This is a genomic window from Rhizobium sp. 268, from assembly GCF_036571585.1.
Classification (GTDB): Bacteria; Pseudomonadota; Alphaproteobacteria; order Rhizobiales; family Rhizobiaceae; genus Rhizobium; species Rhizobium redzepovicii.
The window spans coordinates 203566-228279 of sequence record NZ_JAPPSO010000010.1 but is presented as its reverse complement, the minus strand read 5'-3'; the positions used below and the strand labels follow the sequence as shown (position 1 = coordinate 228279).

The 24714-nt window shown below is 61.9% G+C and carries 24 protein-coding genes; 14 read left to right on the top strand and 10 right to left on the bottom strand.

All coding sequences use genetic code 11. From position 1 onward, the window contains the following. From OS035_RS20990 to hpaR, 8 genes are all read right to left on the bottom strand, one after another. The gene (locus tag OS035_RS20990; RefSeq protein WP_331814034.1) at positions 1 to 705 is read right to left on the bottom strand and encodes an ABC transporter ATP-binding protein; all 705 of its coding nucleotides are present in this window, start codon (positions 703 to 705) and stop codon (positions 1 to 3) included. Beyond that, positions 702 to 1739 carry a branched-chain amino acid ABC transporter permease gene (locus OS035_RS20985; protein ID WP_331814033.1) on the bottom strand — a complete coding sequence of 346 codons (1038 nt, stop codon included), beginning with the start codon at positions 1737 to 1739 and terminating at the stop codon, positions 702 to 704. The genes OS035_RS20990 and OS035_RS20985 overlap by 4 nt, the downstream gene beginning before the upstream one ends. Continuing rightward, positions 1736 to 2602: a branched-chain amino acid ABC transporter permease gene (locus OS035_RS20980; RefSeq protein ID WP_097626222.1), complete on the bottom strand. Its 867-nt coding sequence runs from the start codon at positions 2600 to 2602 to the stop codon at positions 1736 to 1738. The genes OS035_RS20985 and OS035_RS20980 overlap by 4 nt, the downstream gene beginning before the upstream one ends. Before the next feature lie 69 nt (positions 2603 to 2671). After that, entirely contained in the window at positions 2672 to 3925 is a 1254-nt protein-coding gene (locus OS035_RS20975) for an ABC transporter substrate-binding protein (RefSeq protein WP_331814032.1), read from the bottom strand. Between the two features lie 59 nt (positions 3926 to 3984). Then, positions 3985 to 5580 (bottom strand): GMC family oxidoreductase, encoded by a 1596-nt coding sequence (locus tag OS035_RS20970; protein WP_331814031.1) that lies wholly within the window; start codon positions 5578 to 5580, stop codon positions 3985 to 3987. A 3-nt stretch (positions 5581 to 5583) separates the two neighbouring features. Then, the gene (locus tag OS035_RS20965) at positions 5584 to 6990 is read right to left on the bottom strand and encodes an aldehyde dehydrogenase family protein (protein ID WP_097626219.1); all 1407 of its coding nucleotides are present in this window, start codon (positions 6988 to 6990) and stop codon (positions 5584 to 5586) included. Between the two features lie 102 nt (positions 6991 to 7092). Further along, positions 7093 to 8079 (bottom strand): helix-turn-helix domain-containing protein, encoded by a 987-nt coding sequence (locus OS035_RS20960; RefSeq protein ID WP_331814030.1) that lies wholly within the window; start codon positions 8077 to 8079, stop codon positions 7093 to 7095. Between the two features lie 110 nt (positions 8080 to 8189). Further along, entirely contained in the window at positions 8190 to 8705 is a 516-nt protein-coding gene (gene hpaR, locus OS035_RS20955; RefSeq protein WP_442967706.1) for a homoprotocatechuate degradation operon regulator HpaR, read from the bottom strand. Between the two features lie 235 nt (positions 8706 to 8940). On the opposite strand from hpaR, the gene OS035_RS20950 reads away from it, so the two are divergent. From OS035_RS20950 to OS035_RS20905, 10 genes are all read left to right on the top strand, one after another. Next, complete coding sequence (locus tag OS035_RS20950) at positions 8941 to 9207, top strand: acylphosphatase (protein WP_331814056.1); 267 nt, start codon at positions 8941 to 8943, stop codon at positions 9205 to 9207. 126 nt (positions 9208 to 9333) lie between these two features. Then, complete coding sequence (locus tag OS035_RS20945) at positions 9334 to 9987, top strand: Rieske (2Fe-2S) protein (protein ID WP_097626215.1); 654 nt, start codon at positions 9334 to 9336, stop codon at positions 9985 to 9987. Then, entirely contained in the window at positions 9984 to 10829 is an 846-nt protein-coding gene (locus OS035_RS20940; protein ID WP_239621385.1) for an aromatic ring-hydroxylating oxygenase subunit alpha, read from the top strand. The genes OS035_RS20945 and OS035_RS20940 overlap by 4 nt, the downstream gene beginning before the upstream one ends. Then, the gene (locus OS035_RS20935) at positions 10826 to 11485 is read left to right on the top strand and encodes a glutathione S-transferase family protein (RefSeq protein ID WP_131711233.1); all 660 of its coding nucleotides are present in this window, start codon (positions 10826 to 10828) and stop codon (positions 11483 to 11485) included. Before OS035_RS20940 ends, OS035_RS20935 begins: the two co-directional genes overlap by 4 nt. 1 nt (position 11486) lies before the next feature. Then, positions 11487 to 12866 (top strand): amidohydrolase, encoded by a 1380-nt coding sequence (locus OS035_RS20930; protein ID WP_097626212.1) that lies wholly within the window; start codon positions 11487 to 11489, stop codon positions 12864 to 12866. Between the two features lie 26 nt (positions 12867 to 12892). Beyond that, positions 12893 to 13990 carry a BMP family ABC transporter substrate-binding protein gene (locus OS035_RS20925; protein WP_097626211.1) on the top strand — a complete coding sequence of 366 codons (1098 nt, stop codon included), beginning with the start codon at positions 12893 to 12895 and terminating at the stop codon, positions 13988 to 13990. Positions 13991 to 13993: 3 nt separating this feature from the next. Then, positions 13994 to 15517: an ABC transporter ATP-binding protein gene (locus tag OS035_RS20920; protein WP_183780151.1), complete on the top strand. Its 1524-nt coding sequence runs from the start codon at positions 13994 to 13996 to the stop codon at positions 15515 to 15517. After that, positions 15514 to 16614, top strand: coding sequence for an ABC transporter permease (locus OS035_RS20915; RefSeq protein ID WP_183780149.1), 1101 nt, complete (start codon positions 15514 to 15516; stop codon positions 16612 to 16614). Before OS035_RS20920 ends, OS035_RS20915 begins: the two co-directional genes overlap by 4 nt. Beyond that, positions 16611 to 17522 carry an ABC transporter permease gene (locus OS035_RS20910; RefSeq protein WP_054183546.1) on the top strand — a complete coding sequence of 304 codons (912 nt, stop codon included), beginning with the start codon at positions 16611 to 16613 and terminating at the stop codon, positions 17520 to 17522. Before OS035_RS20915 ends, OS035_RS20910 begins: the two co-directional genes overlap by 4 nt. A 179-nt stretch (positions 17523 to 17701) precedes the next feature. Beyond that, positions 17702 to 18889 (top strand): alpha-hydroxy acid oxidase, encoded by a 1188-nt coding sequence (locus OS035_RS20905; RefSeq protein ID WP_183780147.1) that lies wholly within the window; start codon positions 17702 to 17704, stop codon positions 18887 to 18889. An 18-nt stretch (positions 18890 to 18907) separates the two neighbouring features. Here OS035_RS20905 and OS035_RS20900 read toward each other — a convergent pair whose 3' ends face one another. After that, the gene (locus OS035_RS20900) at positions 18908 to 19081 is read right to left on the bottom strand and encodes a hypothetical protein (protein ID WP_165503924.1); all 174 of its coding nucleotides are present in this window, start codon (positions 19079 to 19081) and stop codon (positions 18908 to 18910) included. A 317-nt stretch (positions 19082 to 19398) separates the two neighbouring features. Between OS035_RS20900 and OS035_RS20895 the strand changes: the two genes are divergently transcribed. Genes OS035_RS20895 through OS035_RS20885 form a run of 3 tightly spaced genes read left to right on the top strand, consistent with a single transcriptional unit; the run spans position 19399 to position 22471 of the window. After that, complete coding sequence (locus tag OS035_RS20895) at positions 19399 to 20712, top strand: CmpA/NrtA family ABC transporter substrate-binding protein (RefSeq protein WP_097626207.1); 1314 nt, start codon at positions 19399 to 19401, stop codon at positions 20710 to 20712. A 56-nt stretch (positions 20713 to 20768) separates the two neighbouring features. Continuing rightward, the gene (gene ntrB / locus OS035_RS20890) at positions 20769 to 21662 is read left to right on the top strand and encodes a nitrate ABC transporter permease (RefSeq protein ID WP_064654446.1); all 894 of its coding nucleotides are present in this window, start codon (positions 20769 to 20771) and stop codon (positions 21660 to 21662) included. 11 nt (positions 21663 to 21673) lie between these two features. Then, entirely contained in the window at positions 21674 to 22471 is a 798-nt protein-coding gene (locus tag OS035_RS20885; RefSeq protein ID WP_183780141.1) for an ABC transporter ATP-binding protein, read from the top strand. A gap of 92 nt (positions 22472 to 22563) precedes the next feature. On the opposite strand, the gene OS035_RS20880 is transcribed toward OS035_RS20885, so the two are convergent. Further along, positions 22564 to 23238 carry a GntR family transcriptional regulator gene (locus OS035_RS20880; RefSeq protein ID WP_027683086.1) on the bottom strand — a complete coding sequence of 225 codons (675 nt, stop codon included), beginning with the start codon at positions 23236 to 23238 and terminating at the stop codon, positions 22564 to 22566. A gap of 340 nt (positions 23239 to 23578) precedes the next feature. Between OS035_RS20880 and OS035_RS20875 the strand changes: the two genes are divergently transcribed. Next, positions 23579 to 24706, top strand: coding sequence for a BMP family ABC transporter substrate-binding protein (locus OS035_RS20875; protein ID WP_097626204.1), 1128 nt, complete (start codon positions 23579 to 23581; stop codon positions 24704 to 24706). Positions 24707 to 24714: the final 8 nt, after the last annotated feature.

The following is a 24714-nucleotide window of genomic DNA, read 5'->3' as shown; positions in this document are numbered from 1 at the left end:
TCAGAACTCCCCCAGATAGGCGCGCCGCACGTTCGGATCGGCAAGCACGGTCTGCGTCGGGCCGAGGGCCAGCAGCTTTCCGTAGTCGAGCACCATGGTCTCGCTGCACATGGAGCGGATAAGATCGACGTCGTGATCGATGACCAGAATCTGCGCCCGGAATTCCGCGGGGATGCGCAGCACCAACTCGCGAAACGCCTTGCCCTCCTCCTCGGTCAGACCGGCGGCCGGCTCGTCCAGCAGGATCAGCTTCGGCTTGCCGACGACACATTTCGCCAGTTCGACCAGGCGGCGCTGGAAGAGATTGAGCGATTGCCCCAGCCGGTCGGCAGCCGCGCTGAGTCCGACGAAGGAAAGCGCCTCGTCCACGGCTTCGGAGCGATGCGGCGCGCCGACCACATGATCGGCGATCGCCGCGATATTGCCGGCGACGGTCAGGTCCCCGACCACCTGTTCGGTCTGGAACGATCGGCGCAGGCCGGCGCGTACGCGCTGCGGCGGCGTCATCGGCAACAGCGCCTGGGCGCCGAGCGACACGGTCCCCTGAACCGGCCTGATGAAACCGGAGAGCACGTTGAGCAACGTCGTCTTGCCGGCGCCATTCGGGCCGATCAGGCCCGCGACCGGTGCGGTGAGCACGGCGCTGAGCTCGTTGATCGGCTTCACACCACCGAACTGGACGACGAGATTGTCGATGGTGATCATCGTGCCCTCCCCCTTGATAGGCCGCTGTTCAGACGGGCGATCAAGCCCGCGATCTGGCCGGCTATGCCGGTCGGCGCGGTTGCCAGCGCATGGAACAGGGCGACGCCGAAAATACCGATCGTGATATAACCGTCGATGCCGAGATCGGTCAGCAGCGCCGGCACCGCGCGCAACAGAAGCCCGGCGATCAGCGCGCCGTACCAGTTGAAGACACCGCCGACGATGGCGAGCGCAAAGAGGTTGAGGCTCTCGAAGGCGCCGAAGGCGCGCCCGTCGAGCTGGCCGACATTGCCGGCCAGCAGCCCGCCGGCAAGGCCGGCGAGCAAGCCGCTGAGCGCAAAGGCCCAGGCCTTGTAGATGAGAACGTTGACGCCGCTGGCGACGGCGACAGTCTCGCCCTTGCGGATCAGCGCCCAGGCCCTGCCGGGACGCGCAAGCTTATGCCATTGCGCGATCAAAAGACCGATCGCAGCTGCCGCGCACACATAGAGGAAATAGGCAACCTCGCCGTCGGCCATGACAGGCCTCGCCAGCATTTCGCGTCCGGAGCCGTCCGCCCGACCGAGAAAGCCAGGACCGCCATCAGGGAAACCCCAAGCGCTGATGATTATCTGGAAGCCGCCGGCGAGCATTAGGGTGACGAGCGCGAGGTAGAGACCACGCAGCCGCAAGGCCGGCACGCCGAAGGCGAGCCCGACCGCGGAGGCGACGATGCCGCCGGCAAGCAGGCTGACCTCGAAGGGTGGTTGAAAGGCGTGACCGATGCGCAGCGTTACCCAGCCGCCGACGCCGACGAGGGCAAACTGGCAGAGCGAAACCAAGCCGAGCTGGCCATAGAGAATGGCAAGGCCAGCAACCGACAGCGACAGCGCGACGGCCGACGTTGCCGCCGAAAGCCAGAAGGAATTGGCGAGAAGGACGACCACGGCCGCGAAGAGCGCCGTCGTCACGGGGACATGCAGAAGCTGTTTCGGCAGGCGCATTGTCGACAGGCCTTCAGCGTTGGAGGCGATTGTTTGCGGCTGAACGCTCATCGGTCTTTCAACGCGGCCTTCGCCGTGCCTCCGAGGATCGTGACGGCGGCGAGCGCGATGATAAAGGGCGCCGCCGCCCGATAGGGCGATATCCAGGCAATCGGGGTCAGCGCCGCCTCGGCAATGCCGATCAGAATGCCGGCAGCCGCCGTCTCCCAAAGCGACCGCAACTGGCCGAGGATCGCCGCGGCAATGGCGGGAATGACCAGCAGGGTCAGGAAGGTGCCCTGCAGGCGCACGAGATCGGCCAGCAGCAGGCCGGCAAGGCCTGAGAAGATGCCGGTGATGATCCAGGCGGCGGTCTCGGTATGGAGGACGCGCACGCCGAGGACGGCACTGAGATCGCGGTCATTGGCCAGTGCGCGCATATCGAGGCCGAGCCGCGTGCGAGAGAGCAGCAAGGTGATCGCGACGACCATGGCAACGGCTAGAAGAAGGGCGATGATGCGCGTGTAGGTCAGGCGCACGGCAAAGAGCGAGACGAACATCTGGTCGGTCGGAAACTGCAGGCGGCGCGGCAGCTCGCCCCAGACGACACCCATGACGGCGATCAGAACCAGAGCCGGCGCCAGTGTGCCGACGGCGCGCACGACGGTATCGCGATGCGACAGCATGGGAGCGAAGATCCGCCCGTAGAGAAAGCTGATTGCCGTCGAGACCACGACCGCCGCAAGGATGGCGACGATGAGCGGAACCTTCCACTCGAGCAGCTGCCAGGCGCAATGCGCGCCCATCGCACCAAAAGCACCGAAAGCGAAATTGAGAACGCCGGTCGCGCGAAACAGCACGACGAGTCCGACACCCGACAGGGCATAGACGGCGCCGATTCCAAGCCCGGAAATGACGAAGGGAAGAATATTCATAACCCGATCCTCTAGCACTTGCCCGGCTCCGCGGCGTAGCAGCCGCGGAGCACGATGGCAGTCGCAGGCTCAGTTGATGCCCGCGGACTTTTCGAAGGCGCGGATGTCCTTCAGCTCGGGGTCCGGCGACGGCGCGCAGTCGGAGACGACTTTCCACCTGCCGGCTTCGCTGACGGCCATGCGCGTGGTCGAATTGGCATTGTGGCGAGTCTGGCCGTCGCCGAAGTACCAGGGGGCACAGAAAATATCGCTTTTGAAGCCCTTGATTCCTCGCACCGCAGCCGACGCCGTCTCGCGGTTGACGTTGGCGGGATCGAGCGTCATCAGTGCCGTCTCGGCGATCCGTGCCGCAAGATAGCCGGCCTGGGCGAAGGTGTCGCGCGGATCGGACTTCTGGCCGTACTGATCCATGACAGCGAGCCAGTTCTGATTATCAGGCGTCGTCGCCTCGAGATCGTTGAACTCCATGTTGACGATGAAATTGCCGTCCCAGCCGGCGCCGATCGTGCCAGGCACCGAGAGATCATAGGCGGAGGCGGCGCTCAGGAACTTGATGCTCTGGTTCAGCCCCTGTTCTTCCGCAGCGGTCAGCAGCGGCACGGTGACGCCCTTGGGCAGGCCGAGAATGATCACATCCGGCTTGGAAGCTGCCGCCTGCAGGATGGTCGATGTGGAATCGGCGGTGCCGGGATCCATCAAGATCGTCTCGGCCGTCAGGCCCTTCTCTTTGGCGAGCTGAATGATCCCGTCGCAGGACCAGGTGCCGACATTCGGGATGTTCGGCCCGATGCAAACGACCGACTTTGCCTTCAGTTGATCGAGCGCATAGCCCATTGCGCCGAGCATCGACACGCGAGGACCGGCATTGGTTGGGGCATAGTTCGCCGCGAAGAAACATTCGCGGGGAACGCCGACGCCGGCGACGACGAGAATGGCGGATTTCTTGTAGAAATCGGCATTGGCGCCGCATTCGACGAAACTCGAATTGCCGACCATCAGCACGGCCTTCTCGTCATTGACGAGCTTGGCGGCGAGCTGTGCTGCTATCTCAGGATTCCACTGGTCGTCCTCGACCAGATATTTCACCGGCCGTCCCTTGATCCCGCCGTTGGCGTTCAGGCAATCGAAATAGGCCTTGGCCGCCTTGGTGGAATTGGAAAAATCATCCGGTCCCGTCTTGCCGGTAATCGCGCCGACCACAATTGGTTCGCCGGTTGCCGGCTTACCGCTATTGTCGCCGCAGGATGCTGCAGCATTTGCGCTGAACGCCGAAACGAGCGTCAGGAAAAGGCCGATTACCAGCCCTTTTGGATTGATAGGCATTGTCTCCTCCAGTGTGTTGTCCCGCTCCCCACGGGATATTACGATCGGCGATATCAGGCTCAGCCGGAAATCGCCTTCCCTGTCATGAAGGCGGCAGCCTTTGCCGCAATCATCATCGTCGGCGCGTTGGTATTGCCCGACACCAACGTCGGCATCACCGAAGCGTCGCAGACGCGCAGCCCCTCGACGCCGCGCACCTTGAGGTCCGGTCCGACCACCGCCATGCGATCGTCGGCGCGGCCCATGCGCGCAGTTCCCGCCGGATGGAACACTGTTTTGGCTGATTGGCGGATGTAGTCGCGCAGAGCCTCCGGATCCTTTTCGATCCCAGGCTGCGGCAGCACGCGGCGCCTCACCAGCTTGGCAAGCGCCGGCGCATCGAGGATGCGGATCGCCGTTTCGACACCGCGCACCAGCGTCTCGATATCGGCGGGATCGGAAAGCAGATTGGCGTTGAAATCCGTCTGCTCCCTGGGATCGGCGCTCTTCAGCTTGATCCAGCCGCGCGACCGCGGCCGCAGATAACACGGCCCGATGCTGAGACCGTGGCCGGGCTCCGGTTCGCGGTCGACGAAGCCGATCAGCACCGGCAGGACATGGAACTGTACATCCGGCTGGCCGGTGCCTGCGGTATCGACGAAGCCGCCGCACTCGACGACGTTCGATGACAGCAGCCCGCGACGCGAGGTGAGGTAACGCAGCATGTGGCCGGCGGCACGCAGACCCTTGTCATGACCGAGGATCGAGATCGGCTCGCGCGTCTCGCCCTGCACCGGCACTTCGAGATGATCTTGATAATTGGCGCCGACACCAGGCAGGTCGGCAACGACCTGGATGCCGAGCGAGGTAAGATGCGCACCGTCGCCGATCCCCGACAATTGCAGGATCTTCGGCGTGGCGATGGCGCCTGCGGTGAGCGCGATTTCGCGCGAAGCCTTGAAGATCATTCCATCGAGCAGTTCCACGCCGGCCGCCCTCTGCCCCTCGAACAGCAGGCGCGCCACCTTGCGCTCCGTCAGAACGGTGAGATTCGGCCGCTTCTCCGCTTCGCGCAAAAAGGCCTGAGCCGAACTCCAGCGCCGGCCGCCATGGGTGGTGCTCTGATAGAAGCCGACACCCGCCTGATCGGCGCCGTTGAAATCGTCGTTCTGGGGAATGCCGATTTCAGTCGCCGCCTTGACGAAGGCCTCGCTCAGCGGGTGGCGGTGGCGCGGGTCGGAGACGTGCAACCCACCCTTCTTTCCGTGGAAATGGCCGTTCAGCCGCTCGTTCTGTTCCAGCGAGCGGAAAGCTGGAAGCACGTCGTCATAGGACCACCCCTGGCAGCCCATTTGCGACCAGGTATCGTAGTCGTTGCGATGGCCGCGAATATAGATCATCGCATTCACCGAGCTGCCGCCGCCGAGCACATTTCCCTGCGGCACGATGCACGGCCGGCCGTTCAGGCCCTTGTCGGGGTTCGATGCGTAGGGATGGATGTCGATGCCCTTGCCCAGCACCTTGAAGAAGGTCGCGGGTATATGGATCCACGGATCGGCGTCGCGGCGGCCGGACTCGATCAGCAGGACCTTATGCGCCGGATTTTCCGACAGGCGGTTCGCCAGCACGCAGCCCGAGGATCCGCCTCCGACGATGATATAATCGTAAGTCGTCATGGCTCAGCTCAACACCGTCTGGATCGTCGTGAATTCCTTCAGTCCTTCGGCGCCGAATTCGACGCCGATGCCGGATTGTTTGACGCCCCCGAAGGGTGCATTGGGTTGAATCGTGCCGTGCTTGTTGATCCAGACCGAGCCGCATTCGAGCTGCCTTGCATAGCGCTTGGCCTTCTCGACATCGGCAGACCAGACCGAACCGCCGAGACCCGCCGGATTCTGGTTGGCGCGGGCGATCACCTCGTCGAGATCACTGTAACGGATGATCGGCAGGGCCGGACCGAACTGCTCCTCATCGACCAGCCGGACACCATGATCGACATCGGCAACCAGCGTGATCGGATAGAAATAGCCGGGCCGGTCCATCGGCGCGCCGCCGGTCAGAATGCGGCCGCCTTGTGTGCGCGCATCATCGACGAGATCGCGCACCTTGTTGAACTGCATTTCGTTTTGTATCGGGCCGAGGATGCTGGCCTCATCCAGGCCGTCGCCGACAGTGATCTTGCCGGCATAATCGGCAAGTGCGCTGCAGACCTCCTCATAGATGCTGTCATGCACATAGAGGCGTTTCAGCGCCGCGCAGGTCTGGCCGTTATTGATGAAGGCGCCCCAGAACAGGCCCTCGACAATGCCTTTCGGATCGACGTCGGGCAGCACGATGCCCGCATCGTTGCCGCCGAGTTCCAGCGTCAGCCGTTTCAAGGTGGCGACGGCCGAGGCCATAATTTTCTTACCGGTCTCGGTGGAACCGGTGAAGGTCATCTTGGCAATACCGGGATGAGCGGAAAGCGCAGCCCCGATGCTGTTTTCGCCGGTGATCACATTGACGACGCCGGGGGGCAGCACCTCGTTGATGATCTCGACCAGGCGGATGGTCGAGAGCGGCGTCAGGGGCGACGGCTTGATGACGACGGTATTGCCGGCCCGCAGCGCCGGCACTATGTGCCAGCAGGCAATCATGACGGGCCAGTTCCAGGGCGTGATCGAACCGACGACGCCGATCGGCTTGCGGTGCAGCTCGACACGTCCTTCATTGTCATCCTGCAGGATTTCCACCGGCAGATCGAGTTCGGCCGTATGACGTGTCCAAGCGATCGCGCCGCCGATTTCAAACCGCGATCCTAGACCGTTGAGCGGCTTGCCCTGCTCCCGGGTTAGGATCTGCGCCAGTTCTTCGGCGTGCTCGGCGATCTTCTCGGCAAGGGCCCGGCAGGCCGCGGCGCGCTCTTCATTCGAGGTCTGCGACCAGCTTTTGAAAGCCGCGGCGGCGGCGGCAACGGCTTGGTCGAGATCGGCTTCCCCGGCAAGCGGCATATAGCCGACGATTTCGCCGTTCGATGGATTGGCAACCGGCGCATGATGGGTCGTGGCGACAGTTTCGCCACCGATGAGCAGGGTAGACTGCTTCACGATATTCTCCTCCCGTGAGATTGGGGAGGACTATGACTTTGGCTGGATAAGCCGTCTTGGGGAGAAACGCGCCTCGTCTTGGACGGAAGCGCAAATTGCGCGTCAGACCATCCGTGGCACCGCTTCGCCGGCGCGCAGCAGCTCGCTCGGCGCACAATCGAACAGTTCCTTGAAGCTGCGGTTGAAATAGGAAATGTCGTTGAAGCCGGCGGAATAGGCGACTTCGGCGATCGTTCCGGCGTGGCGCTGCTCCTTGAGCTGCTCGATCTTTTCGCGTGCAAAGCGCAGGCGCTTGTCGCGGATGACGGTGGTGCAGGTCATGCCCAGTCCCTGGAAGTCCTGCTGCAGCGTGCGGATCGAGACGCCGAGCCTCGTCGCCAGCCATTTGGCGCTGAGATCGCTCTCGCTCAGGTGTTTGTCGATCAGGATATCGACCATCTGCATGCGCCTGCCGGCACTGTCATGCAAGGAAGTCAGGCTTGCCGTCTGGATGTCGGTCGACAGAAATGCCTGGCGCGTCGTGTCGAACATCAGCTGGCGCAGATGCGGCGAGGCCGCCTCGCTTTCCGGCGTCGTCATCATCTTGGCGATCAGCGCACGCAGCATCATCGTCATCGGATCGTCGGCCGCAAGCTTGCGGGCCACGTCGAAATCCACCTTGCTGCCCGAATACATCAATTGCCGCGGCAAATGCAGGGACAGATGATTGGAGAAGTGACCGCGGAAATAGAAGGTGGTCGGCCGCGTGGAATCGACCAGAATGCATTCGCCGACATCGAGAATGTTCTGCTGGCCGGAATGCTCTACGCCGCAGGCTCCCTCGAGCTGCAGGATCAGGAACAGATGTTCGTGGGCATCGCGGCGAATGTCGTCCCAGCCGCGATGGACATAATCGAGATCGTTGGAGACGTGGGCAAATTCCATGCCGCAGACGTCGATGCGGCTTGCCGTGCCGGTCACCTTGTCGCCCCGTTGCATCGTATGCGCGTTGAAATTCCCGCAGATATTGTGAAGGTCATCCGACCATTGATCATAAGGCGTCGGCGACCAGGCGCGATCGACGAGGCTGCGGTTCTGCAACAGGTCCAACTCTGCCTCCCAACAGTGTCTACACAGCTGAAGACTGCCGCAGGCCGGACTGGCCGTCAATTAAATATTTAACACATTAATCAAGAGGCTTTGCATCGGGCGGAAAGCCGTCACTCCTCACCGCCGGTCGCGCCTTCGAGCCTCAGCGCCGTCAGCTCGTCCAGCATGTCCAGCAGTTGCTCGACCCGCTCCGCCCCGAAGCGTACGCCGATATCGGCATAGACCTTCAGGCTCTCCGGCATGACCTCGTCGACCATTGCTCGCCCGGCAGGCGTAATCCGCAGCAGCACCCGCCGACCGTCGGCCTTGTCCTTATGTTTGGTGATGAAGCCGCGCTCTTCGAGCGAGCGGATCATGCGCGTCAGGCTCGGTGCCAGGATCGAGGCCTTGTCCGCCACTTCGCTGGCATCGAGCGTACCTGCTTCGGAGAGCACACGGATCACCCGCCACTGCTGCTCGGTTACATCATGCGCCGCCAGGATCGGTCGGAAATGGCTCATCACCGCTTCGCGCGCCCGCAAAAGCCCGATCGTGAGCGACCGCTGGCGCTCTTGCGATGAACCCGGCAACGACGGCATCTCGCGTTTCTCCTGCTGTCCATTCTTCATCGGCGTCCGATCGTGCAATGATTGAATATCGATTCTTCGCCACATTGAGCCGCCGCGGAAAATCGCAAGACAGCTAGTTAACACAGCAACGACCAACCACAAGCCCATCCGCTCGATCGATCGACAAGGCTTATGAGCATCGTGACGGTCGCCGGTGTTTGCAGAGCAAACTCCGACGGCGTATCCTCGCTTCGACGATACCCCTTTCGCAAGTGCATTCAGGCGCTATGGTGTTGGAAAAACAATGGCGAGCATGAGACAAAATACAAGCCACCTCCAGGAGCGGATGACCATTGTCGGTGATCTCAAGGCTGCGTCCTTTATCCCCTGGATCCGGCGCCATGCCGCCAAGCTCGGGCTGTCGCACACCATATCCCATGCGAGTTCCATGCGGATCGAACTCGAGCTTTCAGGACCGGAGGATTTGATCGACATGATGGAGGTGGGGTGTTCACTGGGGCCAATCGACGTATGGGTCGAGTGCATAGAACGCACTGCGAGGATGGGCGAAGAGGCCTAACACCATGTGCGGTTTTTGCGATATGCATATTATTTAACCATCGTTGCCAATGCGAAAAAACTATGCAAACGTGAGGCCTTGAGCGTATCGTTTTACAAAACGTAGTGTAGTTCAGGAAGTCTAGTCATGCCATCCGATCCGACCGGCTTTTGGACGCCAGTCGCCCTCTCCCGGGATCTGCCGGCCGCAACAGTCATGCCGGCCCGGACGGCATCTGGATCGATTGCCCTCTGGCGCAGCGCTTCGGGGCGTATATCGGCATCGGCGGATCGCTGTCCGCATCGTGGCATGCGCTTGTCCCATGGCTTCGTGCGCGGCGAGGCGCTTTCCTGCATCTATCACGGCTGGAGTTATGGCCAGGCCGGAAACTGTCTGCGCATTCCTGCCCATCCGGGGCTGGCGCCGCCAGAAACCATCCGTGTCGCCACCCATGAGGTCGAGGAAGCGGGCAGCATGATCTGGGTGGCCGTGGGCACGCCCACTTCGAAGCCGCCGAGGCTTGATGGCCTCATTCCCCTGCGCTCGCTAACGGCGTTTGCAGGCACTGCCGCGATTGAAGCGGCGGCCGGCGTGAAGGCGAACCCTGACGGTCTTGTCGAGATCGACGCACCCACCGGCAGCCTCTGTCTGTTATTATCCGCCCAAGAAGACGGGCAGACGCTGATCCATGTGCTCCTGAAGGATGACCTCGGCCCAGCTGCGGCCATCGGCGCTTCGCGGGTTGCCGAAAGTCTGCGGCGCCGGGCTGAAGATCTTCAGAAAAAGGAGATCGCGCGGTGAGCATGCAGGCGATGATCGACGAATGGTATCCGGTTGGGCTTTTCAGTCAACTCGACAGCGCCGGTCGCAAAACGAGGCTGATGGGCGAGCCGATCGGCGTGGCGAGCGACGCCGATGGCAATGCGAGGGTAACGGGCGACGACGGCCGCGTTCTGCCGGTGCGCGTGCGTTACGGCCATGTCTGGTCCTCGCTCGGCGAGCCGAGGAAGGATATTTTCCCGATCCCCGAGGCCGACCAGCCCGGCCGCCGTTTCGTCGACGTCGGCGTGGTGCGCGTGCGCTGCTCGCCCCTGCGCGCCGTCGAGAACTTTCTCGACATTGCCCATTTCCCCTTCGTCCACACCGACATTCTCGGCGCAGAGCCGCACACCGAGGTTCAGAACTACAAGGTCGAGATCCGCGAGGAAGAAGATGAAGTCTGGGCAACGCAGGTGAAGTTTTACCAGCCGCAGGCCGCCAAATCGGCGAGCGGCGGGATCACGACGGAATATATGTACCGCGTGCCGGCACCGACTTGCTCCGTGCTCTACAAGACCTGCCCGCCTCGCCCGAGCGAGTGGGATGTCATCACGCTCTTCGTGCAGCCGCTGGCCGAGGACCTGTGCGACGTCTGGCCATGGATGGCGCTCTTCGACGACGAAACCGCGATGACCGACCTGATCCACTTCCAGCAGACGATCTTTCTGCAGGACCGTTCGATCCTGGAAAACCAGATCCCGCGGCTCCTGCCGCTCGACCCCGGCATGGAAATCCCGACGCGGGCCGATCTCACATCGATCGCTTACCGGCGCTGGCTGAAGCGTCACAATTATACCTATGGCGCGCAGCTGGTGGCGCAATGAAGCTCTACGACTACATTCTCTCCCCCAGCTGCTACAAGGTGCGCCTGATGGCGGCGCTGACCGGCGTCAAGCTGGAACTCCGCCCGGTGGATTTCCATCCCGGCGCCGAGCATCGCGGCCCCGAGCTTCTCGCCCTCAATCCGGCAGGTTCCATTCCAATCCTGGCGGATGGCGATCTGATCCTGACCGAGTCGTCGGCAATCCTCGTCTATCTCGCCGCCAAGGCAGCACCCGAATGGCTTGGCAATGGCAAGGCCGAAGAAGCGGCAAAGGTGCAGCAATGGCTGTCCTTTTCCGGCCGGCTGACGGCAAGCCTGGGCGGCGCGCGGCTTCACGAAATGCTGCTGCGGCCGGGCGATATCGGCGAGTTGCAGGCCCAGGGCATCGCCGCACTTCGCGAGCTTGAGGCGGGACTGGTCGAGCAGGGTGTTCGCGGCATGCGCTTCCTCGCAGCCGACCAGCCGACAATTGCCGACATCGCCTGCTTCCCCTATGTGGCGCTGGCGCCCGATGGAGGCGTGGCGCTGGATGCTTATCCCGCCATCCGGCTCTGGTCGCGGGCGCTACGTGCGCTCGATAGGTTTATCGAAATGCCCGGTATTCACCGGCTGCACGAATTGAAGCCGGAACCCCAGATCGAGCCGGGCGAGGTATGACATGACCGGCTATCTCCTGAAGAACTGCGCAGCCGTGATCGTCGACGAGGGCAAGGGGCCGGTCGTCCGTCGCCATGTCGATCTATTGACCGAGGGTCCGGCGATTATGGCGATCGGCGAAAATCTGGCTGCGGACGCGCTTCCCGCCGGCACGACCATTCAGGATGCCGCCGGCTGGTTCGTCTATCCCGGCCTCGTCAACACCCACCATCATTTTTTCCAATGCTTCGTGCGCAATCGCGTCGATCTCGACTGGACAAAGCTTTCGGTCATCGAGTGGCTGGACCGGATCTACCCGATCTTTTCGCAGCTCAATGAGGAGTGTTTTTACCACTCCTCCGTCACGGCGATGGCCGAGATGATCAAACATGGCTGCACCACGGCCTTGGATCACCAATACAATTTCCCCCGCCACGCCGGGAAGCGGCTGATCGACCGCCAGTTCGAGGCAGCCGAGCTACTCGGCATGCGCTTCCACGCCGGCCGCGGCGGCAACACCCTGCCGAAGTCGGAGGGCTCGACCATTCCCGACGCGATGCTGGAAACGACCGACGAATTTATCGCCGACTGCGCCCGGCTGATCGACACTTACCACGATGCCAACCCGTTCAGTATGCGCCAAGTCGTGTTGGCGCCCTGCCAGCCGGTGAACTGCTATCGCGAGACCTTCGTGGAATCGGTGGCATTGGCGCGCGATCGCGGCGTCATGATGCACACCCATGTCGGCGAGGGCGAAAGCCCGGTTATTCAGGCTCGTCATGGCATGCGCACGGTCGATTATCTGGAAGAACTCGGCTTTGCCGGGCCCGACGCCTTCTATGCCCATTGCTGGGAGCTGACTCACGACGAACTCAGGAAGATGGCGGCGAGCCGCACCGGCGTGGCGCACTGCCCGGAGCCGGTTTATCTGGTCGGCGCCGAGGTCACCGACATTCCCGCCATGGCTGCCTTCGGACTGCGTATCGGCCTTGGCTGCGACGGGGCCGCCTCCAACGACAATTCCAACCTGATGCACTGCCTGCACTCCGCCTATATGCTGCAGTGCCTGGTATCTTCCAGCCGCGCCCATCCCGTGCCGCCGCCCGTCGATTTCCTCGGCTACGGCACGACAGGCGGTGCGAGCCTGCTCGGCAGGCGCGACATCGGCCGGCTGGCGCCCGGCATGGCAGCCGACCTGTTTGCGATCGACACGCGTCGGATGGATTATGTCGGCACGCGGCACGATCCGTTGAGCCTGATTGCCCGCGTCGGCATCGGCATGGCGACCGATATGACGATGATCAATGGCCGCATCGTCTGGCAGAAGGGGGAATTCCCCGGTCTCGACGAGGCCAAACTGGCCGCCGACGCCGAGGCCGCCCTATCCGCCGTAGAATCTTAAAAAAGCCAAAAGAGGGAACTGAGAACATGACCAAACTGACCCGCAGAAACCTGATGACGGCCGCTGCCGCCACCGGCCTTGCCGGCGCGCTCGGCAGCCGCCTTGCTTTCGCCGCCGACCAGCCGCTCGGCATCACGCTCGTCGTCCCTTCGCCGATCGGCGATGTCGGCTGGGGGCACGCCCTTGCCGCCGGCCTCGAGCCGATCAAGGCCGCTTACGGCGACAAGGTGAAGGTCACCGTGCTTGAGAATATCGCCGAAGGCCCGGACGCCGACCGCATCATGACCAAGACCGTCGCCGACGGAAACAAGTTTCTGATCGCCGGCTCCTTCGGCTATCAGAACGGCGCGTTGCAGATCGCCCGCCGTGATCCAGGCGTGACGGTCCTGCATGCCTCCGGCTTCCAGGTTGCTCCCAATTTCTCGCCGTTCGCCGCCAAATATTTCCAGGGCACCTATCTGCTCGGCATGGCTGCCGCAGCACTTTCCAAGACCGGCAAGCTCGGCTCCGTGTCCGCCTTCGCGATTCCCGAACTCATCACTTCGATCAACGCCTTCACCCTCGGCGCCCAGGCCGTCAAGCCCGATATCGAGGTCTCGGTAGTGTGGGTGAACTCCTGGTTCGACCCGGCCAAGGAGCAGGAAGCCGCCAAAGCCTTGATCGCGCAGAAGTGCGATGTGATCTTCTCCAACGCCCAGGACACGCCGTCCGTCATCTCGGCCTGCGAGGAAGCCGGCGTCTACGCCTTCAACCTCAACTCCTCGATGAAGAAATACGCACCGAAAACCTATCTCGGATGCATCTCGACGGATTGGTCGCCGTTCTTCAAGGCATCGGTCGACGCCCATCTCGCCGGCACGTTCAAGGGCGCCAATGCGTTCCTCGGCGTCGCCGACAAGGTCGTCGAAGTGGTCGATTGGAATCCGGATGTTCCGGCAGACGTGATGGCCAAGATCAAGGAGATCGAGGCAAAGATCGCCGACGGCAGCTTCTCGCCCTTCACCGGGCCGATCACCAAGGCCGACGGCAGCGAGGGTGTCGCATCTGGCGCAACCATGGCCGACCCCGAGATCATCGCCATGAATTGGCACGTCAAGGGCGTCTCGACGCCGCTGCCGAAATAAGTCATGACCACCCCGCTCCTGTCGCTGCGCGGCATTTCGAAAAGCTACGGCCAAGTCCATGCCAATCAGGCAATCGATCTGGACGTGGCTCCGCAATCGATCCACGCGATCCTCGGAGAAAACGGGGCGGGAAAATCGACGCTGATGAAGCTGATCTACGGTGTCGAGCAGCCGGACGACGGAGATATCGTCTGGGAAGGCACACCCTTGCGCCTCGCCTCCCCCGCGGAGGCGCGGCGCAAGGGCATCGGCATGGTCTTCCAGCACTTTTCGCTGTTCGAGACCTTGACGGTCATCGAGAATATTCAGCTGGTGGTGCCGGGTCGGAAAGCCGATCTCAAGGAACGTATCCGGTCGCTTGGACGGGAGTTCGGCCTTGAAGTCGATCCGCTTGCCCATGTGCATGCGCTGTCCGTCGGCGAGCGGCAGCGGGTGGAGATCATCCGATGCCTGATGACCAATCCGAAGCTGCTGATCCTTGACGAGCCCACCTCCGTCCTTCCGCCGCAAATGGTGGAGAAGCTCTTCGACACCCTGCTTCGGCTGCGTGATGGCGGCGTTTCCATCCTGCTGATTTCCCACAAGCTCGAAGAAATTCGGGCGATCTGTGACCGCGCGACGATCCTGCGCGGCGGGCGCGTGACCGGGGATGTCGAGCCGCGCGAGCATGATGCCCATGACCTGGCCCGGATGATGATCGGCCGCGATATGCCCGCACCCATCTCCGCGCTGCCGCTGTCTGGCGGGGAAAAGCGGCTGGAGATCATCGGTTTGGACCACCAGCCCGACGATCCCTTCGCGGTGCCGCTTTCCGGCCTCAGCCTTGAGGTGCGTGCCGGCGAAATCCTCGGCATCGCCGGTGTTTCGGGCAACGGCCAAAGCGAGCTTGCTGCGCTGATTTCAGGCGAGACCATGCTGGGGCGCGAACAACGCGACCGGATTTACATGATGGGAATGGATGTCGGCAGGCTCGATGCCGCCGCGCGGCGGCAGCTCGGATTTGCCTTCGTTCCGGAAGACCGGCTCGGACGCGGCGCGGTGCCCGAAATGTCGCTCGTCCTCAACAGCCTGCTGACGGCCCATCCGCTCAAGCTTTTACGGCGTGGTCTCATCGAAAGGGCACGGGCGATGACGTTCACCACGGATTGTATCCATCAGTATGATGTCCGGACATCCGGCCCGGATGCGGAAGCCGGCACCCTGTCCGGCGGCAACCTGCAGAAGTTCATCGTCGGCCGCGAAATCATGCTGTCTCCGAAATTGCTTTTCGTGGCGCAGCCGACCTGGGGTGTTGATGTCGGCGCTGCCTCTGCTATCCGCAGCCGCCTGGTCGCATTGCGCAATCAGGGCATGGCGATCCTCGTCATTTCCGAGGAGCTGGAAGAATTGTTCGAACTCTGCGATTGCATCCAGGTGCTGCATCACGGACGGCTCAGCCCGCCGCTTGCAACCCGGGACACCAAGCCCGAGGAGATCGGCCGATACATGATCGGGGCCCATGTCTCGCCCGAGAAAGTTCAACAATGAGCGTCTGGTTTCCTGCTTCCCTTCCCACCCTGGTCCGCCGGGAGCGCGCCTCGCTGGCCGCGGCCTTGGGCGCACCCGTCATCGCGCTCGGGGGGGCGATCGCACTTAATCTCGGCCTTTACGTCTTGATGGACCGCGACCCCGTCGCGGTCGTCTATGCGATGCTTTTCGAGCCCTTCCTCTCCTGGGCTTCATTTTCGGAAGTTCTCCTAAAGGCCGGGCCTCTCCTCCTCATCGCCCAGGGGCTGGCAATCGGCTTTCGCGCCAAGGTTTTCAATATCGGCGCCGAGGGCCAGTTTATCCTTGGGGCGATCTTCGCCTCCGCCATCCCGGTCTGGTTTCCCCAGGCGTCGGGCCAGTGGATCTGGCCGGCGATGCTGCTGCTCGGCGCCATCGGCGGCGCGATTTGGGCTTCTCTCACCGCCTTCTGGCGCGTGCGCCTCAATGCCAATGAGATCCTCGTTTCGCTGATGCTGAGCCTCGTTGCCGCGCAATTGTTGAACTATCTGCTGCTCGGGCCCTGGAAGGATCCGAACGGCTTTAATTTCCCCCAGTCGGTGATGTTCCAGTATGATGCGATGGTGCCGACCCTGATTGTCGGTACTCGCGTCAATGTCTCCTTCCTCATCACCCTCGTTTTGTCGGTTGCGGCCTGGATCTTCATGCAGAAGAGCTTCATCGGCTATAAGCTGCAGGTCGGCGGCTTGGCGCCGCGGGCTGCCGGCTACGCCGGTTTCAGGGAAGGCTGGGCGATCTGGCTTTCGCTGCTGATCGGCGGTTTTGCTGCCGGTCTTGCCGGCGCCGCCGAAGTCGCCGGTCCGCTCGGCCAACTGCAGCGTTCGGTCGCGAGCGGCTACGGTTATGCGGCCATCATCGTCGCCTATCTCGGCGGCCTGCATCCAATCGGTATCGTGGTCTCGGCGCTGGTCATGGCGGTTATCTATATCGGCGGCGACAATGCCATGGTCTCGGCCAGCCTGCCGATCGCCGCCGTCCGCGTCTTCCAGGGTAGTCTGCTGCTCGCCTACCTGATCGCCGTCGCCTTCGTGCGCTACCGTCTTGAATGGCGCCGCACCGCCCAGCGGAGCCTGCCATGAACGCCATCGAGTTCATTCTTGCCGGCATGCTTGCGGCTGCGACACCGTTTCTTCTGGCGGCACTCGGCGAATTGGTGGCCGAGCGCGCCGGTGTCCTCAACCTCGGGGTCGAGGGATTGATGGCCCTTGGCGCCGTGCTCGCCTTCATCGTCGTTTATCATGGCGGCGGACATTTTCTTGGTTTCATCGTCGCAGGGCTCGGCAGCGCCGCCCTTTCACTGCTCTTTGCCTTCGTCACGCTCGGGTTCCGGGCAAACCAGGTGGCTGCCGGCCTTGCCATCGGCATTCTTGGCCAAGGCCTTTCGGCCCTCTTCGGCAAGACCTATGAAAGCCTGACGGTCAAGGGTCTTCCAAAGCTTGCTCTTCCAGCGCTGTCGGAACTGCCGGTGATAGGGGGCCTTTTCGTTCAGGACATCGTCGTGTGGATTTCGCTCGCCGCGACGCTGGCTCTTTGGGCCATACTTGCCTACACCAAGCTTGGTCTCATCGTCCGCGCCGTCGGTGAGAACCCGAAGGCCGCCCACGCCATCGGCTATTCGGTGATATCGGTCCGCATCCTCGCCATCGCCTTCGGCGGCGCGATGGCAGGTTTCGCCGGTGCCTATGCGGCGGTCGTTTACACACCACTCTGGGCTGACGGGATGATCGCCGGACGCGGCTGGATCGCCATCGCCCTCGTCGTCTTCGGGACCTGGCTCACCGGTCGCATCTTCCTTGGGGCCTGCCTTTTCGGCGCAGTCTCGTTGATGGGTCTTGCGGCCCAGGCAACCGGACTGGACGTTCCCTCGCAGCTACTGTCGAGCCTGCCCTATCTCGTCACCATCATCGTGCTCGGCATCATCTCCGCCGACCGTCGCTTACTGAAACTGAACGGTGTGGCTTCGCTCGGCGAACCATTCGAGCGATAGCGCATCGTGCGGTCTGTTGATTACCGCCGGTATGCTGGTTACCTTGATATTTCCGTCCATTCGGAAGGGTCGCAAGGAAGCATTCGAGGCAAACGAAGATTGCGGCGGGGAGGCTGACTGTCGGTAGCGGTGGCCCTCTCTCAGAAAACGAATTCGCCTGTAATCCAACGGAGCAAGCCATGAAAGTAAGCAGCCTCCAGTCCCGCCGTTCGACCCGGCTGGCGCAGGCTATGCTCTGCCTCGATGACTTCGAGCCAAAGGCAAAACGGCATCTGCCGAAGCCGCTCTATGCCTATATTTCCGGTGGAACCGAAACCAACGCATCGCTGCGAAATAATCTCGAGGCCTTTCAGGCTTATGCGTTTCGACCGCGTATTCTGCGGGATGTGTCAAAGCGAAGCACGGAGACGACCTTATTCGGTCAGACCTATGCCGCCCCATTCGGGATTGCCCCAATGGGTATCAGTGCGCTCATGGCCTATCGCGGCGACATTATTCTTGCTGCCGGTGCGGCGCAGGTCGGGATTCCGATGATCATGAGCGGATCCTCGCTCATTCGACTCGAGGAGGTTATTGCCGCCGCGCCCGCGAGCTGGTTCCAAGCCTACCTGCCCGGTGAACCCGAACGCATCGATGCGCTGGTGGACCGCGTTGCGGCGGCAGGCTTTAGCACCTTGTTGCTGACCGTCGATACCGCCACGCTCCCGAACCGGGAAAACAATATCCGGGCAGGCTTCTCGACGCCTCTGCGGCCGAGCCTTGCTTTGGCCTGGCAGGGTGTCTCGCACCCGCAATGGACTATCGGGACATTTCTGCGCACTGTCGCCCGCCACGGCATCCCGCATTTTGAAAACTCCTACGCAACCAGAGGCGCACCCATCATCGCCTCGAACGTCACGCGGGACTTCGGCCGGAGAGACCATCTGAACTGGAGCCATCTCGAGCGCATCCGCAGCCGCTGGAGCGGCAAGCTGATCGTCAAGGGCATTCTTCATCAGGACGATGCGGCGCGTGCCGTCGAGACAGGGGCTGACGGGGTGATCGTCTCCAATCACGGCGGCCGCCAGCTCGATGGCGCCATATCTCCCCTGGCGGCGCTTCCCGAGATCGTGGAGCGTCTGGGTGACACGATCCCAGTCATGATCGACGGCGGCTTTCGCCGCGGAACCGATATTATCAAGGCTTTGGCGCTCGGGGCACGTTTCGTGTTTGTCGGGCGGCCGTTTCTCTATGCGGCGGCCGTTGCCGGTCTGCCTGGTGTATTGAGGGCGGCAGACATCCTAAAGTCTGAGCTCCACAGCAATATGGCCCTGCTCGGCGTAACGACGATCGAGCAAGTTTCTCGCGGCCACCTCGTTCCGGCTTGACGAAACAGCCGTGATCTCTCACCAGCGCGGATCGTCGTCGCGAACCTTCCGGCAGCGGGCGCGCCCATCGGCATTTTTGGTCGAGGCCTCTCCGCCCTTGTCGGCAAAACCTGTGACTGGAGCGACGATTTCGGCTTGATGGCACCAGCCAGCGACCGAAATGACGCGTGTGCACTGCACAAATAGGCGCATTCACGACTGCGAGCATAGCAACAATCGCCCAATGAATCGGCATTTAGCATTAATGCCTAAAATATAATCAATAGCGGATTTGCGAAATATCTCCTGTTGATTCAGTCTGTTAACGGCCGCTTTCAGGATTGGCACGCTGATTGCAGGTTCTAAGGCGCATCGGTCAACGGCGACCGGCGCGGATAGGCGCGGTATAAGCGCCTACACAGACACCGACGTCGCAAGGTCTTTGCACTCCAGGATGCTCCCATCCCTGGACGTAAATTCCGGCGGCGTTTTTTTGCGTCCGAATTCAGCCAGCAGAGGGGAACCTGCAGATGAAAAAAATTTCGACGACTGGGATTTCAACAACCGGCATGACCCGCCGCAGCATGCTCAAGACGACCGCAGCGGCTGCCCTCATCGGCGCCGTCAAGGCTGCCTTTCCGTCCGGCGCCTTCGCAGCTGGGGCAGGGCCTGAGGTGAAAGGTGCCAAGCTCGGCTTTATCGCTCTCACGGATTCCGCACCGCTGATCATCGCCAAGGAAAAGGGCTTTTTCGACAAGCATGGCCTTCCGGAAACGGATGTGGCCAAACAGGCATCCTGGGGTGCGACCCGCGACAATCTCGTGCTGGGCGGCGCAGCAAACGGCATTGACGGTGCCCATATCCTGTCGCCGCTCCCCTATCTCATGCATACCGGCAAGGTGACGCAGAACAATAAGCCGGTGCCCATGGCAATCCTCGCCCGGCTCAACCTCGACAGCCAGGGTATTTCCGTCGCCAAGGAATATGCCGAAACCGGCGTGCAGCTGGATTCCTCCAAGCTGAAGGCGGCATTCGAGAAAAAGAAGGCTGAGGGCAAGGAGATCAAGGCCGCCATGACCTTCCCGGGCGGTACCCATGACCTCTGGATCCGCTACTGGCTCGCCGCGGGCGGCATCGATCCGAACAAGGACGTTTCGACCATCGTCGTGCCGCCGCCGCAGATGGTTGCCAACATGAAGGTCGGCAACATGGACGTCTTCTGTGTGGGCGAACCGTGGAATGAGCAGCTCGTCAACCAGGGCATCGGCTTTACCGCAGCTACCACCGGCGAGCTCTGGAAGGGGCATCCTGAAAAGGCGCTCGGACTGCGCGCGGAGTGGATCGAACAGAATCCCAATGCTGCCAAGGCCCTGCTGATGGCTGTCATGGAGGCTCAGCAGTGGTGCGAAAGCATGGACAACAAGGCGGAGATGGCTGACATTCTCGGCAAGCGCCAATGGTTCAACGTTCCGACGAAGGACGTGCTCGGCCGCCTCAAGGGCGATATCAATTATGGCAATGGCCGCGAGGTCAAGGCCACCGACCTCTATATGAAGTTCTGGAAAGACGGCGCCTCCTACCCGTTCAAGAGCCACGATACCTGGTTCATGACGGAAAACATCCGCTGGGGAAATCTCCCGGCGAGCACCGACATCAAGGCGCTGGTCAACCAGGTGAACCGCGAAGACATCTGGCGCGAGGCCGCCAAGGATCTCGGCGTCGCGGCGGCCGATATTCCCGCATCGTCTTCTCGCGGCAAGGAGACTTTCTTCGACGGCAAGGTCTTCGACCCTGAAAATCCCTCCGCCTATCTCGACAGCCTTTCGATCAAGGCTGTCTCCTGACCCGCTCCGGCGCGCGACCGGCGCGCCGGCCTTTCATTCACGTGAGGAGCACGTTGATGTCCGCCCTGGCAAATAAAGAAAATCCCTCCACGGCCGCCTCTGCCAAGCTGGCGGCAAAGGTTCTGCCATTTTCCGGCAAGCACGGATCGCGGATCGATTTTCGTCGAGCGGCACTGACCGCACTTCGCAATGTCGTTCCGCCAGTCGTCGTGCTGGCACTCATCCTGCTTGTCTGGCAGGTGCTCTGTTCGTCGGCGGATGCGTCTTTACCCTCGCCGCATCGGGTCTGGCAGGATAGTTATGACCTGATCGCCTATCCGTTTTTCAACTACGGCTCCCAGGATATCGGGCTCGGCTGGCGCGTGCTCATTTCGCTGCAGCGCGTTCTCTATGGCTTTGGCCTTGCCGCGGTCACCGGCGTCATCATCGGTGCGATCATCGGCCAGTCGATCTGGGCTATGCGTGGCCTCGATCCGATCTTCCAGGTGCTGCGTACGGTCCCGCCGCTCGCCTGGCTGCCGCTGTCGCTCGCAGCCTTCCAGGATTCCAATCCCTCGGCGATCTTCGTGATCTTCATCACGTCGATCTGGCCGGTGATCATCAACACCGCCGTCGGCGTGCGTAATATCCCGCAGGACTACCGCAATGTCGCCGAGGTGCTGCGCCTCAACCAGTTCGAGTTTTTCTGGAAGATCATGCTGCCTTCGGCAGCGCCTTACATCTTCACCGGCCTCAGGATCGGCGTCGGCCTCTCCTGGCTCGCCATCGTAGCGGCCGAAATGCTGACGGGCGGCGTCGGCATCGGTTTCTTCATCTGGGACGCATGGAACTCGTCGCGTCTTCCGGACATCATTGTCGCGCTCGCCTATATCGGCATCGTCGGCTTCGCCCTCGACAAGCTGGTGGCAGCACTGGGCAAACTCATCACCCGCGGCGCCATGGCCAACTGAGGAACGCACCTATGAACGCCTATCTGAAGCTTGATCATATCGACAAACATTTCGATCGGGGCGGCGTGCGCGCCGAGGTCCTGAAGGATATCAACCTGACGATTTCCGCGGGCGAATTCGTCTCGATCATCGGCCATTCGGGCTGCGGCAAGTCTACCCTGCTCAACCTCATCGCCGGCCTGACCCCGGTTTCGGCAGGCGCCGTGCTGCTTGAAAACCGTGAGGTCAATGGACCCGGTCCGGAGCGCGCCGTCGTCTTCCAGAACCACTCGCTGCTGCCCTGGCTGACGGTCTACGAGAACGTTAATCTCGCCGTCTCCAAACTCTTCAACCGAACGAAGACCAATGCCGAGCGGCATGACTGGGTCATGGCCAACCTCGACCTCGTGCAGATGGCGCATGCGAGGGATAAGCGGCCTTCGGAAATTTCAGGCGGCATGAAACAGCGCGTCGGCATTGCCCGCGCGCTTGCAATGGAGCCGAAGATCCTGTTGCTCGACGAGCCCTTCGGCGCGCTCGATGCGCTGACCCGCGCCCATCTTCAGGACGCGGTGATGGAAATCCACGCCCGGCTTGGCAATACGATGGTGATGATCACCCATGATGTCGACGAAGCGGTGCTGCTGTCCGATCGCATCGTGATGATGACCAACGGCCCGGCGGCCCGCATCGGCGAAGTGCTCGATGTGACCATGTCCCGTCCCCGCAATCGCATCGAACTCGCCTCTGATCGGACATATCTCAAATGCCGTGAAGCCGTGCTGAAGTTCCTCTATGAACGCCACCGCTTCATCGAAGCGGCGGAGTAGAAACCGGGAAATAACCTCGGCGTTTGCCGGCCCTGATCTTTTCGTCTTCGTATCGGGTCCGGCAGCGCCTGATTTTAGGCGTTGGGCTCTCTTTATTCCCCGGGCGTTGCAAAGACCGCGCTGGCATCGCTGACAATTTCCACATGGGAATATGCCGCCTGCCCTGCGGCCGCGGCATCCGCGCGCATGATTGCGGTCACGATCCGGCCGTGCTCCTCATAGGATTTTGCCAGGCGCCCGGGCAGACGGAACTGCGCCCGCCGAAAAGGCGCGAGCCGCGCCCGTGTCTGGGTCACCATCTCAAAGACATGATCATTATGCGCGCCGCGATAAAGCCGGGTATGGAATTCGGTGTTGTGAGCCGAATATTCCTCTTCCGCGCCGGCGTGCACGAGCCTCACCGATGCCCGATGCTCCAACTCCAGCGCGCGCCGCTCGTCGACCGTCATACGCTCGGCCGAGAGCCTGGCGCAGATCGCTTCGAGTTCGGCCATCGCTTCGAACATCGAATGCAGATAAGCCTCGGTGACATTGGTAACGACGGCACTGCGGTTCGGCTCGCGTGCAATCAATCCCATAGCGCCCAACTCACGCAGAGCCTCGCGTACCGGCGTGCGCGAAACGTCGAAACGAACCGCGAGCGATACCTCGTCCAACTTCGCGCCCGGCAGGATTTCACCTGTGACGATCATGTCGGCGATCGCCCGCACCATCTGTTCGACGGTGGTTCCGGTGCGGATCACTTCTCTGCGCCTGGTCTGCTTCACGATACGAATCTGCTCACGTCAACACTCTGCATACAGATGACGTTCGAGACTGGATAAGTCAAATCGGGCGGCGAAGATATTGTTAAATTTTCGCTTTCTCATGCCCGAGATACCTCGGCTAACTCGACTTTGTGCCAACCACGCAGTCACAATGAACAAGAAATATCTATTGATTACTTTTTGCGCAAGAATTCGATCAATCTGTATGCACTTTGCAACGCGCAAGTCTTGCGATAACGGATAAATTATAAAAAACAACAGATTAATTTCTGGCACATGCATTGCATGCACTTTCCTGTACCCGTTCACAACCGGCCCAGCGCCGCAAGGAGCATTTCCGATGACCAAACTCCTTTCCATGAACCGCCGCAATTTCCTCCAGGCTTCCGCTGCCGGTGCGCTTGCCGGCGCCATGCCGGGTCTGATCGCCTCCTCCGCCGCAGCCCAAACCGCGCTGACCGTCGGCTTCATCTATGTCGGCCCCAAGGACGACTACGGCTACAACCAGGCGCATGCCGAAGGTGCGGCCGTCATCAAGGCGCTACCAGGCGTGACGCTGGTCGAAGAAGAGAATGTACCGGAAACCGTCGACGTCCAGAAGACCATGGAATCCATGATCAACCTGGACGGCGCGACCCTGCTCTTTCCGACCTCCTTCGGCTACTTCGACCCACACATGCTGGCCGTGGCCGCCAAACATCCCGACATCCAGTTCCGGCACTGCGGCGGTCTCTGGCAGGAAGGCAAGAACCCGGCCAATACGGGCTCCTATTTCGGCTATATCTTCCAGGGCCAGTATCTGAACGGCATCGCCGCCGGTCATGCGACGAAGAGCAAGAAGATCGGCTTCGTCGCCGCCAAGCCGATCCCGCAGGTTCTGCAGAATATCAATGCCTTCCTGCTCGGCGCACGCACGGTCGATCCGGGTATCACCTGCCAGGTGATCTTCACCGGCGAATGGTCGCTTGCCGTCAAGGAGGCCGAGGCCACCAATGCGCTGGTCGACCAGGGCGCCGACGTCATCACCTGCCACGTCGACAGCCCCAAAGTGGTCGTCGAGACGGCCGCCGGCCGCGGCGCCTTCGTCTGCGGCTATCACGCCAACCAGAGCCCGCTTGCTCCCGAAAAGTACCTCACCGGCGCCGAATGGGCCTGGGGCAACGTCTACAGCGACTTCGTCAAGAAGGCGCAGGCCGGCGAAAAGCTCGGCAACTTCGTGCGTGGTGGCCTGAAGGACGGCTTCGTGAAGATGAGCGCGCTCGGCCCAGGCGTGTCCGCGGAGGGCCGCAAGGCTTTTGAGGCCACGCAGGCGGAGATGATGAAGGGCGGCTTCTCGGTCTTCAAGGGTCCGTTGAAGGACAATAAGGGCGACACTGTCGTGGCTGCCGACAAGAGCTACGCCGAAGACGCGATCGAACTCGAGAGCATGAATTATCTGGTCGAGGGCGTGGTCGGGTCCACAGCGTAAACCGCGAA